Source organism: Methanosarcina barkeri 3 (assembly GCF_000970305.1).
GTDB lineage: Archaea > Halobacteriota > Methanosarcinia > Methanosarcinales > Methanosarcinaceae > Methanosarcina > Methanosarcina barkeri_A.
This window is the reverse complement of sequence record NZ_CP009517.1, coordinates 3,940,189-3,959,009: the sequence shown is the minus strand read 5'-3', so window position 1 is coordinate 3,959,009 and position 18,821 is coordinate 3,940,189. Positions and strand designations below refer to the sequence as shown.

Here is an 18,821-nt window from a genome sequence, read left to right as displayed (position 1 = left end):
GGCCAAACCTCTTAAAGCGCAGCCGCCACTAATTGGCGTGTATACGTATGTTGCGGGTTCGAAAATATGTCGTCTACCGTACCGCTTTCTACGATATATCCGTCCTTCATGACACATACATCGTCTGCTATTTCTGCGACTACTCCCAAATCATGCGTAATAAGCAGAATTGCAGTTCCTTCCCTCTTCCGCATAGAATCCAATTGATGCAGGATTTGAGCCTGAACAGTTACATCAAGAGCAGTCGTTGGTTCATCTGCAATGAGAAGCGCTGGACGGAAAACGCTGGCAATGGCAATCATAACGCGCTGACACATTCCTCCACTCAACATAAAAGGGTATTTTTTCATCAATTCCTCAGGCTGTGGAAGGCTGACAGCCAGAAGTTGATTGAGTGCAATGGTGAAAGCTTGTTTTTTTGTTATTTTTTCATGTATCAGGACTGCCTCCACCAACTGTTCTCCAACAGTTAATAACGGGTTCAGCGAATCAATCGAGTCCTGAAAAATAATGCCGGCGTGGTTCGATATATAAGACCGCAGACCTTTTTTGGGCATCGAGAGTATATCCGTCCCTGCCAGGTAAATCTCACCGTTTGATATTACAGCATTTTTATCCTGAATGCCCATTACTGCGAGTGCGACAGTGGATTTTCCACTACCGCTTTCCCCAACAAGTGCGGTGATTTTTCCTGTTCTTGCAACAAGGTTCAAATCTACCACAGCATGGATACTTTGATCCGGCATAATGTAGTCAAGAGAAAGGCCTCGGATTTCTAGTGCCTTGTTTTCACTCTGAACTTCCTGGTTAGTTTTGTATTGCATTTTTCAGTCCTTCTCCCAGAAGATTAAATGCCATGACTGTAACAATAATTGCAATTCCCGGATAAACCATAAGCTGCGGCTGTGTCTGCATAAATTCTTTACTGTCACTAAGCATAATGCCCCACTCGGGCGTAGGCGGCTGCGCACCTAGCCCTATAAAAGAAAACGACGCGATAGCCAGTATAATCGAACCGATTTCGAGTGTAGCCATTACAATAATTGGCGGTGCGATATTGCGAAGGATGTGACGAAAAACAATTTGGGTATGAGTACAGGCGGCTGCTTTTGCTGCAAGCATAAAATCCTGCTGTTTTGTTTGCATTGCCATACCGCGTATTATTCTTGCATAAGGTGCCCACCACACGCTGGCCATGGCTATAATCATATTTTTCACACTGGGTTCCAGCATACCTGCGATAGCTAATGCCATCAGAAAAGTAGGAAGTGATAAAAATATGTCAATAGTCCGCATAATAAATGTATCTATGCGACCGCCTGCATACCCGGAAAGGAGCCCTATCGGAATGCCAATTGCCATCATAAGGCCCAGCACGCACATGCTGTATATTAGTGACATCCGAGCTCCCCAAATCAGGCGAGATACAATGCATCGACCCAGATTGTCGGTTCCAAGCCAGTATAACGAACTTGGGCCCTTTAGACGCATTGACATATTTACCTTAAGCGGGTCGTTTGGAGCGATTACAGACGCAGCTATGGCAATGAGGATAATCAAAGCTACTATTAATAAACCGAAAACCGCTGCTTTTTGCGTAAATATACGATTTATAATGCCATTGGATGAACAAAACCGTGCATTCGATCTTTTTACTGCTTGAGTTTTGACCTGCATCGTACTCCCTCTTATACGTTTTTAAGACGCGGATCAATGATACCGCATATGATATCTACAGTCAGGTTAATTAACACCATCAAAACAGCCATAAACAGTACATACCCCTGGACTACAGGATAGTCTTTGAGTTTAACAGATTCAAGCGCCAGATTTCCAAGCCCGTTCCATGAAAATATTGATTCGATAATAGCAGATCCGGCTAACAAAGAACCAAATCCGATTCCAAGCTTGTTGATTACAGGAAGCATTGCGTTTTTTAGAGCATGCTTTGTTATAATTTTATATTCACTAACGCCTTTTGCTCTGGCTGCACGGATATATCCTTTGTTCAGCACTTCCTCCATATTTGTTCTAATAAGTCTGACATAAATCCCGCCACTGCATAAAGACATTGTAAGAGCAGGTATTATTGGAAATTTCATTGAGTTTCCACCAAGCACTGATATCAGTCCAAGGCGAGCGCCGAAAATATACAGCAGGATGAGTCCAAACCAGAACTCGGGCATTGACACACTCCAAAAACAGTATACTCTGGAAATCTTGTCAATCCAAGAGCCGGAAAACACAGCCGATGATATTCCGAGAGTAAATGAAATTATAATTAAAAACAATAGTGCTAGAAGTGATAACTGTAATGTTTTAGGAAAATACTGAACGATCTCGTCAACTACCGGTTTGTCATTTGAATAAGAAAAGCCCAGATTACCCCTCAGAGCATCTTCAAGCCAGCTTACGTACTGGACCAGCACCGGCCGGTCAAATCCCATTTCGGTTCGTATTTTCTCAATCTGCTCATACGTTGGCCTATCATATTTCTTTTCAGCTAGCGTACGTGCCGTATCGCCGGAAGACATACTGCCAAGGACGAAAGTTATTAATGAAACAGCCAGCAGTACAGGAATCAGTGTGAATAGCCGTTCACCTATGTCTTTAAGCATTACTTCACTTCCTGTAGCCTGTGATGTTACTCATCGTTTAAACTGGCGTCTATTTTTGTGGTCGTTACTCACTAAAGATCCTGTAAAAACCGGGCTGCTTTGGCTGCTTTATTAGTTCGTCAAAGGTGGCAACTTATATAACCAAACATTTTTTAAAAACAGCACGCTGTGGCAAAAGACCAATTGTTTCCGTCTTCTATATCTTTTTTAGGATCCGTGAAGGAACCGTAAAAGCCGTAAATATTTTGCCACAAATCGCAACACTTAATGTGTCCTTTCTATTTTTCCCCTCCTACTAAAAACGGAGGATGCATACTGTTTATATCCTGCTGCTGTTCATTGAGTATCCGCTCACCCACCGAAGTATCCGCAAATACTTTTGAAAATCCGATTTTAAGCATTATATCCAGATCCCACTGCGGCCTGACTTTATCACTCATAAAAAGCTTCCTGCTAAGTGCTTCGCCTTCGGCCTCGTCCTTGTGACGGTGCACCGGGTACCCGTATTTCATAAGGGTCTCTTTTTCCTTTTTCTCATAGGCTATTTTCATATTTTCATCAAACAGGTGCAGATACCAGCAAGCATCGAAGACAAGAATCCTCCCACCGGGTCTTAGGACGCGGTGCCATTCTTGATATGCTCTGGCAGGGTCGTCAAGTGTCCACGTGAGATTACGGCAAACTAACAGATCAAAACTATTATCTGGGAATTTCAAGTCCTGACAGTCCATAGTCATCAACTTTGCACTGGCACCTTCACGTGCAAGGTTAAGACGTGCAAACTCGATCATGTTTTCTGTTAAGTCTATACCGGTAACATTATGTCCGCCCTGTGACAGGACAATTGGAAAAAATCCCGGTCCGGTACCAATATCCAGTATGTCAAGAGAATCTTTTAAGGGAGCGTATTCCAGTACCAGATCGGACCATGCTTTTCTCTCAAAGCCGTTTAGTTCATTGTCAATAAATTCACTGTAACCTTGCGCCTCGCCTTCCCAATAATTTTTAATGCGGATGTTTAAACTCATTTTACTGTCCCTCTAATGTACAACATTTTTTGGCTAAATTCATGATAATCTTTATAGGATTGCTATTTTTCAGACATCATCATTAGAAAAATTCCGTATTTTTCCAATTAGCATATTTCTATTTTTAAAACAGTCGTCGGCGTTTTAACCTTTTTTGTAGTATATTTATTAAATATACCACATTTTTAATTGATTTTTATTATTATATCTTTTTAATATTATTTGACCTGATATTTATACATTCTTATTTGACTAATGAATATTATCTTTCTTAACAACAATGATATTTATATTATTTTTAATTACTAATCTCATTTAAAGTAAATTAATATGTTATAAATATTGTTATTAATGTTAATTAATAAGTTATTTATATATTCTTTATAGCAAATGTATTAAAAAATTCGTTGAATTGGCTTTTCTCAAGCAAGCAACAACCCGGAAATTGAATAAAATTTTATCAATTGATAATAAATTACAATTATTAACAGAGAGATCATATGTCAAAAAAAACAGATGTCGTCAACGAGTATACCCGAGTTGAGTCAAAGCGTGGGCTCTCGATCACAACAGGGGCGAACAGAATGAAACTGTTCGACCGCAGAGTGCTTGAGCTCGGCCGCGGAGAGTATGGCAAGCTACGGAGCGTTATCATTCTTGGCCTTCTCATTTCATTCAGTTATATAGTTCAGGGGCTGCTTATTGCCATCATACTCAATGGGGTGTTCGCTGGAGCATCGCTCCGTAAGTCCGAACTGTACTTTGCAGCCGTGGCATTCCTCATAGTCCTGCGATGGGCTATGATCCGGGAAAACGATCGTATCGCAGCCAAAACTGCCAGCAGCATCGCCATGTCTCTTCGACGGCGAATGTATCGTAAGTTGTACGAGCTTGGCCCTGGGTGGGTCTCTACCCAGAAAAGTGGCGTTATACAGGCTACGCTTGTCGATGGAGCCGAAGCTCTTCAGAATTACTACGGGCGTTTCCTACCCCAGGTTATTGTGTCTATTGTCGCCGGCGTCTCGATTGTGGCAATACTGCTCCATGTCGACATAATTATCGGATTGGTTATCGGTGCTATGATGATTGCTGCGCTAATCCAGCCGATTGCCATCTACAAGGGAGTAGGAAAGGGAATAAGGATCTGGTTTGTCGCCATGCCTCGCCTGTTCGCTGAGTACGTGGATAATATCCAGGGTATTGTTACGTTGAAGTCTTTCAATGCCAGCCAGAAGCAGGGTGAGATCCTCTACCAGCGGACAAATGACCTGTATGATGCGGAGATCAGTATTCTGCGGGATGAGATCCTGTGGAGCATCCCTCCTGGGCTGGTTGCTGCAGTCTGCAGTACAGTAGCTATCATTATTGGCGCTATCCGCATGGATGCAGGTGCCATATCCGCAGAAGGTCTGCTCTTCGTGCTGCTGCTTGTGAGAGAAGCACTCCGTCCGGTTACTGACCTAGGTCAGATTATACATTTCTCCTTTACCGGAATGGGAGCAGCCGAAGGTGTGCTGGATATACTGGAAGCAGTTCCGCTTGCAGTAGCGTCAACCAGGACTCCTATAACCTCCTTTCCTCCCTCCTTTGCCTTTGAAGGTGTCACTTTCAGATACCGAAAAACTGACGCTCCTGCAATCGACAATCTTTCTTTTTCGGTCGGACCTGGAGAGAAGGTAGCGCTGGTAGGCCGTTCCGGAAGCGGTAAAACGACCGTAACTGCCCTCCTAATGAGATTTTTCGACCCTCAGGCTGGTTTTGTCCGATTAGGTGGCGAAGATGTCCGGTTTATCCCGGCAGATGAATTACATGCTATGTACTCGATTGTGTCCCAGGACACGTTCCTGTTCCACGGCACTGTACGTGAGAATCTGTTGATGGCAAAGCCAACCGCCTCACAGGAGGAACTCGAGCAGGCTTCCCGGGCCGCTGCAGCGCACAAGTTCATAACAGCTCTTCCGCAAGGCTACGATACCCTGATAGGCGAGAGAGGAGTACGGTTATCCGGAGGAGAACGACAGCGCATTGCTATAGCCCGAGCTTTCCTGAAGGATGCTCCCATCCTCATTCTGGATGAGGCAACATCCAGTGTAGACGTTGCTAATGAAGCATTGATTCGCGAAACAATAGCCGGGTTAGCCCGTGACAGGACTACCCTGATCATCTCGCACCGTCTTCTGGCAGCTAGAGATGCCGACCGAATCTATGTGCTGGAAAAAGGCTGTCTGGCTGAAGCGGGTACGCATTCGGAACTGGTCGGCTATAAAGGAAATTACAGTGCTCTGGTCAGGGCTGAGGAGGCATGCATATGAGCCACGAACACAGCACGCACTTCGATCTGCCTGTAGGGCAAGTGTTTCGAAAAGTCAGGGTTATTGACCGGCTGTTGACCAGCTATCATCTGGCCCTCTGGAAAGTGAAAATTGCCAGCATTGTGATTCAGGTGCTTGGTATCCTGTCGGCAATCACAGGAGCTTATCTTGTAGGGTCTGTAATCACCGGAGTCTCCGTTATCGACCTGTGGCCAACAATCGGGCTATTGCTCCTGTTTACTGTTACTCAATTCGGTTTATCCAACCTCAATACTTACTGGTCTCATGTTATCGCATTTCGGTCTCTAGCTGAGATTCGCAAGGCATTATATCAAAAACTGGACGAGCTTGCTCCTGCATACGTGATCAAGCAACGCTCCGGCGACCTTGCCAGGTCTGCCCTCTCTGACGTCAACCTTCTGGAACTATACATTGCTCACACACTGCCCGAGTTTTTACAGGCGATCGTAGTGACGCCTCTGGCATTAATCTTCCTCGGGCTTATCCATTGGAGCCTGATGGTAGCACTTGCCCCGTTTCTGATCGCCGCGATAACGGTTCCCGACTGGTTCGCTCGCCGGGCTGAAGCTCAGGGTAAAGCCCATAGGGAATCAGCAGGGACAATGAGTGCGGATGTTATAGACTACATCCAGGGAATGCGGGAAGTTGTGGCTTTCGGAGCCGTAAAAATGTCGATGAACCGTCTCGATGCCAGTCAGCAAAAGTACTCTGACACTTATGTAGCCTATGAGAGCCGTAGCGGCATGGAACGCGGGGCAGGCGACGCGCTGCTGGCAGGAGGGATGGTCGTCACCGTAGCACTGGGAGGTTGGCTCTCTATCATGGGCTACATGGACGTTGCACTGTACCCTGTGGCAGCAGTTCTTACCGCAATGGCATTCTCGCCAGTTATGCACTTGCTGAACATCGCTAGACAGCTCAGCCAGACTGCGGCAGCAACCGACCGGGTATTTGGCATCATGAACACTCAGCCTTCAGTCGTCGATCGGGTTTCTGCTCCTCCAGAAGGGCCTATCATTCCAGAGGTCTGCTTCGAAGACGTGCGGTTCAGGTATGGCCCAGAATTACCCGAGGTACTGAAAGGTGTGAACCTGAAGGTATCACCGGGTGAGACGGTTGCGCTGGTCGGACCGTCGGGTGCGGGAAAGTCAACCTGTACTTATCTGTTACTCAGGCTATGGGACCCTGCTGAAGGCTCGGTGAGGATCGACGGACATGACCTGCTCGAGTTTCCCCAGGAGTACCTCAGGGATATGATTGCCTATGTACCTCAGGATGTTTACCTGTTCAATATGTCAGTGAAGGAAAATATCCACATTGGTAGAAGCGACGCTACGGAAACCGAAATAAGAGAAGCGGCTCGTCGGGCCTTCGCTCTCGATTTCATAGAGGCTTTGCCTGATAAGTGGGACACTGTACTGGGGGAGCGAGGTACGACGCTTTCCGGTGGCCAGCGCCAGAGAATTGCAATAGCCAGAGCATTTCTGAAAAACGCCCCTATCCTGATCATGGATGAAGCGGTCTCCAGCCTGGATACCGAATCTGAGGTCAATGTCCGAAAAGCGATCAAGGAAATATCGGCAGGACGCACAACGCTGATCGTAGCACATAGGCCTTCAACGATTCGGTCGGCAGACAGAGTGATAATGCTAGCAAATGGGAAAGTCGAGGAAAACGGCACATTCGACGAGCTGATCGCTGCTAATGGCGCTTTCGGCCGACTAATGGCTGCACAGATAATCACACAGATGGATCACAAGACCACACAGATGGACCACACAGACGACCACAAAGATGACCGTGCAGAGAGCCACATCTTAAGATAGGCATGGATTTCTCTGGACTGCAGCGGACCTTCTTTCAGTTCTTCGTTCGTAAAGTATTGCGAACGAAGAATATATTATTTTGAAATTTCAGCGCGTTTTAATATGAAATATTTGATGCTGAATATCACGTAACACAATTTATAAAATTATTAGCACACTAAATAATCTACTGGATAATATATAACTCTAAATTACCGATGACTGTAAAACTGATGATGGACCCTGATTATAAACCCGTTTTTGGTTTATCTGATAGTGGTCCAGCCCCGATATAATTTGAATAGTAGAGGTCAACATGCGCAATAATTTAACAACAATCCCTATACTTACGATCATATTGATCGTTTTTTTGATTTTTTCAGTTTCGGGTTGTGTCACGAAAGGTGGCACAGGAGACCAGGCAAAAACAATTACCGTTACGGACATGGCTGGAAGATCGGTGACATTAAAATATCCTGTTGAGAGCCTTGTACTGATGGACTCGACGTGCACAGCCGAATTTTCATCGGTCTATGGTGAGGGTTTTGATAGCAAGATTATTGGCTGGGATAATAACCTCAGGGATAATTCCGGCGACATATATGAAAAATATGTGGAAAAATATCCGGCAATGGCCGAAATACCTGATGTAGGTTCTCTGGATGATAATACTTTTAATGTTGAAAAAGTAGTCGCGTTGAATCCTGACGTCGTCATCATGCACGACTGGGAGTTCATGTGGGACGGGGAAGCGACAAAGGAGGCACTGGCCAGGCTGGATCAGGCCGGTATTCCCGTAGTATTTTTAGACTTCTACATGGATCCCCTGACGAACTCAACAAAGAGTATGCAGTTGCTTGGAAAGATCACGGGCAAAGAACAGAGAGCACAGGAGATAGTTGATTATTATGATGAGAAGGTCAACAGCATATATTCTCGCCTGGAAAAAGTACAGGGAAAGAAACCTACCGTTTACATCGAATGCGCATATAAAGGCCCGGATACTTACGGTATATCTTACGGGGACGTGGCATGGGGAGCCATTGTAAAGAAAGCGGGTGGAGACAACATCGCAGAGCCGATTTTACTCAACAAAAGTAAGGTTCTTAGCTCGGAATATCTGGTCAACCAGAGTCCGGATATTATCATATTGACCGGTAGGAACTGGTCTACTCCAGGGTCACTCAGGATGGGCTATACTTCTACACTTGATGTAACGAAAAGCACGATGACGCCATTCGTCAACCGTCCGGGGTGGGATACGATAAATGCAGTAGAGAATCAGAATGTATACGGCATATACCACGGCTATTGCACGGACATATTTAACTTCGTTGCACTGGAAGCATTCGCCAAATGGTTCTACCCCGAAGAGTTCAAGGACGTGGACCCTGCTGAGACGCTCAAGGAATATCACAGGAAGTTCATGCCTATAGATTATAGCGGTACGCTGGTGTACAACTATTATTGATGTCGGGAGCTGAGATAAAAAATACTGGAGGAATTGGGTGCGTGAAAGATTTACTATATTGGCAATCCTGGCAAGCGTATTAGTTATCTTTATGGCTTTTACCGTTCCGGGCTGTGTCACAAAAGGCGTCACAGGGGATCAGGCGAAGACAATTACCGTTACGGATATGGAGGGAAGATCGGTTACTGTAAAAGCGCCTGTTGAACGAATTGTCCTGATGGAATCCTCGAAAACACATGAACTGGCTGCTATAGATGGAGCCGGAATTGTTGACAAGATCGTAGGATGGGATAATGACTTCAAGGACAATGCCGGTGACGGATACGTAAAATTTGTGGAGAAATATCCAGAGCTGGCCGATATCCCAAATGTAGGTTCCCTCGATGACAATACATTCAGTGTTGAAAAGGTGATTGCGTTAAACCCTGATGTTGTCATTATGCATAACTGGGAATTTATGTGGAGCGGAGACGCTACGAAAGAAGCCCTGGCCAGGCTGGAACAGGCAGGCATCCCGGTTGTTTTCGTGGATTTCTACATGGATCCTATGGTCAACTCCACAAAAAGTATGCTGCTGCTTGGTCAGATACTTGGGAAAGAACAGAGGTCGAAGGAAATCGTCGACTTTTATGACCAGCATGTAAACACGGTTTATTCACGCCTGGCGAAAAATGTCGGACCGAAGCCCGGTGTATATATAGAGACAGGATACAATGGCCCGGAGACATACGGGATAACCGAGGGAGATGTCGGATGGGGATCTATTGTAAAGAAAGCGGGTGGAGACAACATTGCTGAGACTTTATTAGGAAATACCAGCAAAGCGATTAGCCCTGAATTCCTTGTCAACCAGAGTCCGGATATCGTCATATTGACCGGCCGGAACTGGTCAACACCGGGATCGATCAGGATGGGGTATACCTCAACTGCTGCAGATACGAAGAGTACTGTGGATGCATATGTCGCACGTCCGGGATGGAACACGATCAACGCTGTCAAGAACCGCAATGTGTACGGCATTTATCACGGATACTGCTTCAGCATCTATAATTTCGTGGCACTGGAAGCTTTTGCGAAATGGTTCTATCCTGAGCAATTCAAGGATATCGACCCCAATGCTACTATTCGGGAGTACCATGAAAAATTCATGCCTATTGAATACGACGGGACGTTCATGTACAGCTATTATTAACAGCGGACTTGAAAAGTAGGGCTCAGGATGGACGTTAAATCAAAAGAGGCATACAGAAAAATGACTGGGAGGAAATATCTATTTCTCCTCTCTATTTTGGTAGCGATCTTCCTCACTTTTATCCTCGATATTATGACAGGACCGGCTTCTTTATCGGCAAAAGAGGTCATTTCGACGATATTCTTCCCTGCCTACAGTGAGAGATCGGTTCAGGTCATTGTTTGGACCTTCCGCTTACCAGTCGCCCTCATGGCGGTTGTGACCGGAATAACTTTAGGCCTTGCCGGCGCAAACATGCAAACTATCCTTGATAATCCCCTGGCCAGCCCTTATACGCTTGGAATATCCGCAGCCGCCGGGTTTGGTGCCGCTATGGCTATTGTGTTCGGTGTGGGAGTGCTGCCTTTTGCAGATACTTTATTCGTGCCGGTCAATGCATTCGTGTTCTCGTTAATCAGCTGCATGGCAATATATGGCATTGCCAGGTTCAAGCGAGCCACCTCCGAAACCATAGTGCTTACCGGCATCGCTGTGTTGTTCCTGTTCGACTCTCTGCTGGCGCTCCTTGAATATACGGCAAATCCGGAGCAAGTCCAGGCCATAGTTTTCTGGCTCTTCGGCAGCCTGACCAAGACCACATGGACTACTCTGGGCATCACGGTGGGAATCGTTTTGCTGGTCATACCACTGCTAGCCATAGACGTCTGGAAGCTCACCGCTCTCAGGCTGGGCGACGATAAGGCAAAAAGCCTTGGAGTGAACGTCGAAAGGATGAGACTAAAGGGGTTGATCCTGGTCTCGGTTCTTACGTCCACGGCAGTGGCATTCGTGGGCACCATAGGGTTCATCGGTCTCGTAGCACCACATATAGCACGTATGCTCGTGGGTGAGGATCATCGATATTTTTTACCTTTTTCAGCTCTGTCAGGTGCGTTTATACTTTCCACCGCATCGGTCCTCAGCAAAGTAGTAGTCCCCGGAATCATATTCCCAATAGGGATACTCACATCACTTATCGGCATACCGTTTTTCGTCTGGCTCCTTCTATATAAAAAGAGGGGATACTGGTGAAACTGGAAATCAAAAACCTCAAGTTCGGATATAATTCCACTCCGGTATTAAAAAGCGTAAACATGGTCGCCGAGCCAATGATCACTGCGATCATAGGCCCGAATGCGGTCGGAAAATCCACTTTGCTAAAATGCATATGCGGGATACTCAAAGCTGAAGGATCGATAATCTTCAACGGAAAAGACCTGAAGGAATATCGAAAGGACGAGGTCATAAAAACCATTAGCTACCTCCCTCAGGAATCCTCTACAAGTGCGGTTATGACTGTGCTGGAGGCAACAATGCTGGGAAGGATAAATTCGCTTGGCTGGAGGATAAATGACGAGGACCTGTCTGCATCTATGGACACGCTTGAAAAGCTCGGGATTGAAGAACTGGCGATGCGTCCAATGAACGAGCTCAGCGGTGGGCAGAAGCAAATGGTGTCCATTGCCCAATCGATTATCCGAAAGCCCAAAGTGCTCCTCATGGACGAGCCAACGAACTCGCTTGACCTCCAGAGACAGCTCGAGCTTTTTGACGTGATTCAGACCATCACGGAAGATAACGGAATGACAACTGTAGTGGCGTTACACGACCTCAACCTGGCAGCCCGGTATGCGGGCAATGTCGTATTGATGAACGGAGGTAAGGTCGTTGCATCGGGAAGCCCGGCTTCCGTGATAACCGAAGCGATGATTCGAAAAGTGTATGGGGTCAACGCGAGGGTAACGCTCGACGGCGAGGGCATACCGCAAGTCATACCAATCAATTCGACGCGAAAATTCAGGATAAAAAAAGCCATAATGGGGTGATTATGACGGAATCGGGAAAACTGAAACTCGACAGGACCAAGGAAGGAGTTAAGAAATACTGGGATTATGGGAGCAAATTCTACGATACGGCTCCAGGGAGTGGAGGGACCGAGGAAAGCGAGATGTGGAGAAAAATATTATCAGGAGCTATCGGCCCAAACCCTAAAAATATCCTGGATGTTGGCAGCGGTACCGGAATAATTGCCATGTACCTGGCAGAATTGGGTCATAGCGTAACTGCGGTAGACTTTAGTGAAGGAATGATGGACATAGCCCGGAAGAAAGCCCTGGCAAAGGGAGCGGATATCCGGTTTATGGAAATGGATGTTGAGAACCTTAGCTTCGAGGACGATACTTTTGATTTCATCACGGCCAGGTACGTACTCTGGACTATGCCTCACCCGGAAAAAGCGGTAAAAGAATGGGTCAGAGTCGTAAAGCCAGGAGGCAGGATTGTCATTATTGACGGCAAGTGGGTCACAAAAGGTCTACTTCCCTGTATATCCGCAGCGAATTACCACATTTACAGATTTATAAAATACGGAAAAAATCCCTTCACCTATGATTATAAGAAAGATATCAATATTAGCCTTCCCAACCCTCATGGGGTCGATAAAGAGCAGGTCGTGGAATACGTGTCTAAGGCCGGCTTAGTGGATATCTCAGTTACTGATTTGAAAATAATTCGGGATATACAGCGGAAAAGATTACCATGGTACTTAAAGTACGCCAATGATCACCCCATTTTTATGGTTCATGGTACTGCGGTCAAAAATAAGTAAACTTCGAGGTATTTTATGTCAATTAATGAAAATAAGATCAAGGGAGAGATCACGAAGCGATGGGATTATTCATCGCAGCGCTACGATACATATCATGGCCACGGGGTGAAGAGCGACGAAGAGGCAGCAGCCTGGAAAGCTCTTTTCAGACAGGTAATCCCAGGGGAAAATCTAAATGTTCTTGATGTCGGCTGCGGTACGGGCGAGATGAGCAGGATACTGGCGGATATGGGGCATAAGGTGACGGGTATAGACTTATCCGAGAAAATGCTCTCTGTAGCGAAATCCAAGTCTCTTAGAGGCATAGAATTCAGGATAGGTGATGCGGAAAATCCTCCGTTTAACGAAGGGAAGTTCGATGCAGTCGTGACCCGGCACGTACTCTGGACGCTGCCGAATCCTGAAAAAGCCCTTAAAAGCTGGAGAAAGGTGCTTAAGCCAGGGGGAAAAGTAGTCGTCATAGACTGCTTATGGGATGACGGCCGCCTTGAGACACACCTGAAAAGGAAGATCGGTGAGGTTATGATACGTATAGTCGAAAAGAACGATATTTCCAAAGACAGTTATACTGCGGAAGTAAACGCTATCCTGCCCAACGCAAAAGGAGTATCCCTGGATAAGACAAGGAAATACATGGAAAAAGCCGGGCTTAAAGACGTGCGGTCAATAGGACTGGACGACCTGGTGCGAATCCAGAAAAAACATATGCCGCTCAGATATAAAATTGCCTACAAGTATGAGTATTACGTGGTCTATGGCCTGAAATAATTTTCAGAACAAATTGGCGAATAAGCATTATGATAAAAATAAAGAGAAAAACCAAAAAATTCAAACAGTATATTACATAATAACTAAATGTTGATACAATTGAAACTTATACCTGGAGCAGGCAAGAGGTACAGATATGAATAAAAATAATTCAATTGTAATCGCTATAACTTTCATAATTTTTGTTATGTTAGTTGCCGGTTTATTTTTATTATCTGATTTTCCCAAGAAACCGACAGAAAATAATACGATAACTGTGACAGATTTAGCGGGAAGAACTGTATCTCTTAAAGTGCCAGCTGAAAGAGTAGTTCTAGGCAGTTCAAGAGACCTTCACGAATTTGCTGCTATCGAAGGAGAAAACTTTTCCAAAAAAATAGTTGGGTGGGGTCCTGATTTAAAAGATACTGATAAAGATACCTATGATAAATTTAAGGAAAAATATCCTGAAATAGAAAATATCCCTGATGTTGGCTCTTTCTCTAAAGGTACTTTTAGTGTGGAAAAAGTGGTTTCGCTAAATCCTGACTTATTCACTATTCCTCTCTGGGATTATGAAAAAGCTAAAGACGATATTGAAAGACTCGAACAAGCTGGAATACCGGTAATAGTAATTGATTTTTGGGCTAAACCCCTTGATAATCCGCCAAAAAGTGTAATTTTGATGGGTAAACTACTGGGAAAAGAAAAAAGGGCAAATGAAATAGCAGATTTCTATAATGACCAAACAAATATAGTCTACTCACGAATCGCAAAAATTACCAGGCAAAAGCCAACAGTCTATGTTGAATGTGGTTGGAAAGGTTCAGATACCTACGGGAATAGCTATAGCAACGTTGGGTGGGGCGAGCTTATTAATAGATCTGGTGGAAGTAATATCGCTGGAAATTTTTCTGAGCAGATGCCTACTATTAATCCCGAATTTTTATTAGACAAAGATCCAGATATTATAATTATTAGCGGTGCCAACTGGCCAGCAGCTCCCAGTTCTCTGAGGTTGGGGTACTATACTAAAGAAGACGATTCCAGAGAGTTACTTAAAGGATATCTAAATCGCCCTGGGTGGAACACACTGAAGGCCGTGCAGAATGAGAACGTATATGGGGTCTTCCATGGGTGTTGCTTCAGAATCTATAATTATGCTGCCTTGCAGGCTTTCGCCAAATGGTTCTATCCAGAAGATTTTAAGGATATAAACCCGGAAGCCGGAATAAAAGAATACCATGAGAAGTTTATGCCCATTGATTATAGTGGAACCTGGATACTTGAATTAAAAGAGTCATAATCTCGAAAACATATATAACTGGATAACCTGCAAATTCCCTTTACACTTGGAATTGAAGATAATACACAGGTCGTCCTGTTAAACTCAAAAAAACGGGCAGTGTGCCAGTTTTTCTGAAAATCATAAATCTTAATAAGTTGGCAGTTGGAGAATCCAATGTCAAGAGAATTGAATTATGATCAGTATACAAAAATTCGACTCTGAATTTACAGAAAAAGTTCGGTATATTGCCTAAAAAGCAATTATGGAAACGGAAAAGTGATTTTGCAAATCTTTCACAGAGTAATAACTATGGTATTATGGTCATTATGGGTATAAGCAAAATCGCTAGCTTTCAGGCAAGAAAATTCCTTAGCCGATGATGATTTCAGAACAGTAAAGTTGTGCTGGCGTGAACATACGCCGTTCTTGCAGCAGTATTCGCCTGCACATCTTTAATATAGGAAATTCTTTATCAGTCAATAACTCCACATTGAAGTGATTTACTGGTTAAAAAGTTGGCCTATAAACCATTCGGGATCGAACTTTTTTAAATCTTCATAACCCTGCCCTATTCCGAAAAAGAGAATGGGTTTGCCTGTGATATAGGCAATGGATATTGCAGCTCCCCCTTTGGCATCGGCGTCGATTTTTGTCAGGATGGACCCGTCGATTGGCACGGCGTCATTAAACTGTGCAGCTCTTTCAACGGCATCATTCCCTGCCACGGCCTCATCTACGAAAATTATAAGGTCAGGAGTGCTTACCCTGCAGATCTTTTCCATCTGTGACATAAGGTTAAGGTTGGTATGCATTCGGCCTGCAGTGTCGGAAAGTATAAAATCAATTTTATGACCTTTGGCATACTGCACGGCATCGTAAATAACTGCAGCAGGATCAGCACCAGGCTGATGTTTTATCATTTTTACTCCTAGCCTGTCGGCATGGATCCCAAGCTGGTCGATTGCACCTGCTCTGAAAGTGTCTCCTGCAGCGAGGACTACGGAATAATCTGATTTGAGCAGTCTGTGTGTCATTTTTGCAATTGATGTCGTCTTTCCTGTCCCGTTAATTCCGACAAAAACAATATGGACAGGTTTTTCTTTGTCTTTTACATACTCATCAAAATCAAAAGTATTAGCAGACACTACATCCAGGATGGCTTTTTTCAGGGCTTCCTCTACAATCTCTCCGGTATTGCTGCCAATGCGCTTTGTAGTACCTGTGAGTTGTTTTTTAACTGATTCCACAATTGCCTCGGAAACCGATAGGGCAAGGTCACTTTCAAGAAGCCCCATTTCAAGTTCCCAGAGAGGTTCTTCCAGGTCTTTACTATCCAGATAAACTTCTCTATTAAGGACCAGGGCTTTTGCTTTCTTTGTAAATCCTATATTTGAAAATTTTTTGAAAAAGGACTTTTTTTCTTCAGGTATGTTTTCTTCTTCGGTTTTGCTCTCGATCGCCTTTTTTCTATTTTCCAGTTTTTTCCTGTACTCAGCCTTTTTTCTATCTTCTGTCTCAACAGTTGCAGGAGCAACCGTTACAGGCTCGGCTTCGTAACTTTCTTTTTCAGTCAGCATTTCAAGAGCTTCTTCCTCAGGAATGGGCTCAATATCCTCTTCAAAACCTTCTTCAGTCTCAGGTACAGGCTCAACCACAGGTTCGATATCTACTGCTTTATCATCAATAGTTTTGCTGAGCGCCTTTTTAAAATTCCCCAGTTTCTCTTTAAATTTGTTGAACATAGGATCCCATTCCAAAAAAAGTCAATAAAAAATAGTAGTTAAGTCAAAATAAAAAGTTCTTTCTCAAACGCAGCTTTGAGTTCCATCTTTTGTTTCTAAGACAGGTTTTTCAGGCCTGGTCGGGTTGCTGAAGCTTTGCAGCTTCAGATTCCAGAGCCTGCATGCCCTGTATATATTTAGTCAGTGAAGCATTCATCTGTTCGAGAATTTTCGTAAGCTGCTCTTTACGGCGTTTCAGGGTTTCAATAGCCTCATCAGCGGTCTCTTCTGCGCTAAAGCCTGCTCCAAGGTCCACAATAACCTTGTCTGCATTTTTTATTTCGGCGTAAACGAATGAACCAAATCCAACAGGTACCATCGTTTCGGTAATCTTACCTTCAGCTGAAACGGTTTTAAGCTCGTTGATGGTTACAATTGTCTGGTCGCAGCTTGTAATGGAAGCCTGGACCATGTTCATCTGCTGTCTTAAGCCTTCGGCCTGCCTCTGGAACTCCTGGTGCCTGGCTGCCAGATTTCTCATATCTTCTTCACTGACTTCTACCATATCCTTCACTCCTCAGCAATGCTTTCGATCTGGATCTGGCTTCTCTTAATCCCATGCTTGCTTCCGAAGACAGAATAGACCTTATCAGTTGCGTTCTTTTCATTCTGACTTTCGATTTGCTTTGTGAATTTTTCCCAGGAATTTCCTGCTTTAAATTTACCTTTAACAATAAAGTTCTTCATCTTGGTCACCACTCTTGCTGTAACTTTTTATGAAACAGGTGGATTAATATCAATCTAAGAATCCAAGGGCTTCTTCAATTCTTCCAAGTTCGGGGCCTGTAGTGTCTGAACCTGCCAGATAACTCTTTGAGTTCGCAAGCAGGCCTGAGCCGAGCATCTGAGTCCCAAAGTTCGTAGTTCCTATGTTTACAGGAAGCTCGAAGATCTTTTCCAGAATTTCTCTTTCCGATGCTGTCACTTTCGGGTGCACCAGAAGCCCTTTGTTGGTGACAACTCCTGCCATCCCTACGTTCTTTATCCCGGCAATTGTTCCCCTGTAAACTTCGACTTTGAGGATACTGGCAATTGCTTCAATAGCCCTGTCTGATAGTTCTGGGTGGACAAGAGCCGCGGAGTCGTTTGCAAGTACGATGTTCCCGACTGCATTAAGCCTACCCGGAAGGATATCAGCCTTAACTCCTGTCAGTTCCTCTATTTCCCTGACATCGGTCCCGTGTGAAAAAAGGAAGCCGTTTGAGTTTCCTCTTGAGAGGGCTCCGACAACAACGCTTCCGTTTACAAGAGTCTCAATGACCTTTGCACCGAGCGAATCCTCAAGTACGGCACAGGTTTCGGGCTTTGTTCCGGTTGGAACAAGAACAACATCTTCTGTGCAGGTTGCAAAGACCCCGATCATTGGGGTGTCGTATATATCCACTGTTCGAATCATATTCTTTGAAGCTTCACGTCTTCTGGTATATTTTACTGGGCGAGTTCTGCCTGTACCTCGCCATCTGCGAATTTTACAGCCCTGACCCGGATGGAGAGAGGAGGTTTTTCACAGCCTTTTTCCCAGAGGCGTTCATTGATTGATTTGTCCAGTTTGACCTGCACAGAATCAACTTTCATGTGCTTTACAAGAAAACCTCTTACTTCAGTGACTGCTCTGTTTGCTCTTTTCCATGCAGGGACTTTCCTTACTGTCCTTAGAGGGATAGTATATATCTGCTCATTTACCATGTCGTCAGCCATTTTTCCCACCTTCCTCGCTTACTTCACATCCAGGCTTCTTCTTCTCCAGTGCCTGCGTCTGGGATGACTCACAACCTTCCGATTAGTTTTCACAATAACCCACACTGGAATACGTGTGTTCTGTTTGTGTGCCTTTGCAAGGCGTATTTTCTGTCCTTTCATGTTATGACTCAAGTGGATCACACCTGTTGACCTGAAATAACTTAATTTTGT

At 44.6% G+C, this 18,821-nt stretch carries 19 protein-coding genes; 9 read left to right on the top strand and 10 right to left on the bottom strand.

The window, feature by feature from the left end; all coding sequences use genetic code 11:
- Positions 1 to 11: 11 nt before the first annotated feature.
- The 4 genes from MSBR3_RS16145 to MSBR3_RS16130 all read right to left on the bottom strand — a co-directional run bounded on the left by MSBR3_RS16145 (position 12) and on the right by MSBR3_RS16130 (position 3,646).
- Entirely contained in the window at positions 12 to 824 is an 813-nt protein-coding gene (locus tag MSBR3_RS16145) for an ABC transporter ATP-binding protein (RefSeq protein ID WP_052723449.1), read from the bottom strand.
- Positions 808 to 1,677 carry a nickel ABC transporter permease subunit NikC gene (nikC, locus tag MSBR3_RS16140; RefSeq protein WP_048109183.1) on the bottom strand — a complete coding sequence of 290 codons (870 nt, stop codon included), beginning with the start codon at positions 1,675 to 1,677 and terminating at the stop codon, positions 808 to 810. Before nikC ends, MSBR3_RS16145 begins: the two co-directional genes overlap by 17 nt.
- Before the next feature lie 11 nt (positions 1,678 to 1,688).
- Entirely contained in the window at positions 1,689 to 2,618 is a 930-nt protein-coding gene (gene nikB / locus MSBR3_RS16135) for a nickel ABC transporter permease (protein WP_048109182.1), read from the bottom strand.
- A gap of 278 nt (positions 2,619 to 2,896) precedes the next feature.
- Complete coding sequence (locus MSBR3_RS16130) at positions 2,897 to 3,646, bottom strand: class I SAM-dependent methyltransferase (RefSeq protein ID WP_048109181.1); 750 nt, start codon at positions 3,644 to 3,646, stop codon at positions 2,897 to 2,899.
- Positions 3,647 to 4,146: 500 nt separating this feature from the next.
- Here MSBR3_RS16130 and MSBR3_RS16125 point away from each other — a divergent pair, with 500 nt between their 5' ends.
- The 9 genes from MSBR3_RS16125 (at position 4,147) to MSBR3_RS16085 (ending at position 15,147) form a co-directional block, all read left to right on the top strand.
- Positions 4,147 to 5,958, top strand: coding sequence for an ABC transporter ATP-binding protein/permease (locus tag MSBR3_RS16125; RefSeq protein WP_052723448.1), 1,812 nt, complete (start codon positions 4,147 to 4,149; stop codon positions 5,956 to 5,958).
- Positions 5,955 to 7,805 (top strand): ABC transporter ATP-binding protein, encoded by a 1,851-nt coding sequence (locus MSBR3_RS16120; protein ID WP_052723447.1) that lies wholly within the window; start codon positions 5,955 to 5,957, stop codon positions 7,803 to 7,805. Before MSBR3_RS16125 ends, MSBR3_RS16120 begins: the two co-directional genes overlap by 4 nt.
- Positions 7,806 to 8,100: 295 nt before the next feature.
- Complete coding sequence (locus MSBR3_RS16115; RefSeq protein WP_048109180.1) at positions 8,101 to 9,255, top strand: ABC transporter substrate-binding protein; 1,155 nt, start codon at positions 8,101 to 8,103, stop codon at positions 9,253 to 9,255.
- 37 nt (positions 9,256 to 9,292) lie between these two features.
- Positions 9,293 to 10,447 carry an ABC transporter substrate-binding protein gene (locus MSBR3_RS16110; RefSeq protein WP_048109179.1) on the top strand — a complete coding sequence of 385 codons (1,155 nt, stop codon included), beginning with the start codon at positions 9,293 to 9,295 and terminating at the stop codon, positions 10,445 to 10,447.
- Between the two features lie 27 nt (positions 10,448 to 10,474).
- Positions 10,475 to 11,518 (top strand): FecCD family ABC transporter permease, encoded by a 1,044-nt coding sequence (locus tag MSBR3_RS16105; protein ID WP_048109178.1) that lies wholly within the window; start codon positions 10,475 to 10,477, stop codon positions 11,516 to 11,518.
- Positions 11,515 to 12,312, top strand: coding sequence for an ABC transporter ATP-binding protein (locus MSBR3_RS16100; RefSeq protein WP_048109177.1), 798 nt, complete (start codon positions 11,515 to 11,517; stop codon positions 12,310 to 12,312). The genes MSBR3_RS16105 and MSBR3_RS16100 overlap by 4 nt, the downstream gene beginning before the upstream one ends.
- Positions 12,313 to 12,314: 2 nt before the next feature.
- A complete protein-coding gene (locus tag MSBR3_RS16095; RefSeq protein WP_048109176.1) occupies positions 12,315 to 13,094 on the top strand; it encodes a class I SAM-dependent methyltransferase in 780 nt (259 codons plus the stop codon).
- A gap of 15 nt (positions 13,095 to 13,109) precedes the next feature.
- Positions 13,110 to 13,862, top strand: a complete 753-nt coding sequence (locus tag MSBR3_RS16090; protein WP_048109175.1) for a class I SAM-dependent methyltransferase — start codon at positions 13,110 to 13,112, stop codon at positions 13,860 to 13,862.
- Positions 13,863 to 13,998: 136 nt separating this feature from the next.
- A complete protein-coding gene (locus MSBR3_RS16085; protein WP_052723446.1) occupies positions 13,999 to 15,147 on the top strand; it encodes an ABC transporter substrate-binding protein in 1,149 nt (382 codons plus the stop codon).
- Between the two features lie 482 nt (positions 15,148 to 15,629).
- Here MSBR3_RS16085 and ftsY read toward each other — a convergent pair whose 3' ends face one another.
- The 6 genes from ftsY to MSBR3_RS19615 form a co-directional block, all read right to left on the bottom strand.
- Positions 15,630 to 16,871: a signal recognition particle-docking protein FtsY gene (ftsY, locus tag MSBR3_RS16080; protein WP_048109174.1), complete on the bottom strand. Its 1,242-nt coding sequence runs from the start codon at positions 16,869 to 16,871 to the stop codon at positions 15,630 to 15,632.
- Positions 16,872 to 16,980: 109 nt separating this feature from the next.
- Entirely contained in the window at positions 16,981 to 17,415 is a 435-nt protein-coding gene (pfdA, locus tag MSBR3_RS16075) for a prefoldin subunit alpha (protein ID WP_048109173.1), read from the bottom strand.
- A 5-nt stretch (positions 17,416 to 17,420) separates the two neighbouring features.
- On the bottom strand, positions 17,421 to 17,597 hold the full coding sequence (rpl18a, locus tag MSBR3_RS16070; RefSeq protein ID WP_048109172.1) for a 50S ribosomal protein L18Ae: 177 nt from the start codon (positions 17,595 to 17,597) through the stop codon (positions 17,421 to 17,423).
- A gap of 49 nt (positions 17,598 to 17,646) precedes the next feature.
- Positions 17,647 to 18,306 carry a translation initiation factor IF-6 gene (locus MSBR3_RS16065; RefSeq protein ID WP_048109171.1) on the bottom strand — a complete coding sequence of 220 codons (660 nt, stop codon included), beginning with the start codon at positions 18,304 to 18,306 and terminating at the stop codon, positions 17,647 to 17,649.
- A 32-nt stretch (positions 18,307 to 18,338) separates the two neighbouring features.
- Positions 18,339 to 18,608, bottom strand: a complete 270-nt coding sequence (locus MSBR3_RS16060) for a 50S ribosomal protein L31e (protein WP_048109170.1) — start codon at positions 18,606 to 18,608, stop codon at positions 18,339 to 18,341.
- An 18-nt stretch (positions 18,609 to 18,626) separates the two neighbouring features.
- On the bottom strand, positions 18,627 to 18,782 hold the full coding sequence (locus tag MSBR3_RS19615; RefSeq protein ID WP_080942342.1) for a 50S ribosomal protein L39e: 156 nt from the start codon (positions 18,780 to 18,782) through the stop codon (positions 18,627 to 18,629).
- Between the last annotated feature and the right edge of the window lie 39 nt (positions 18,783 to 18,821).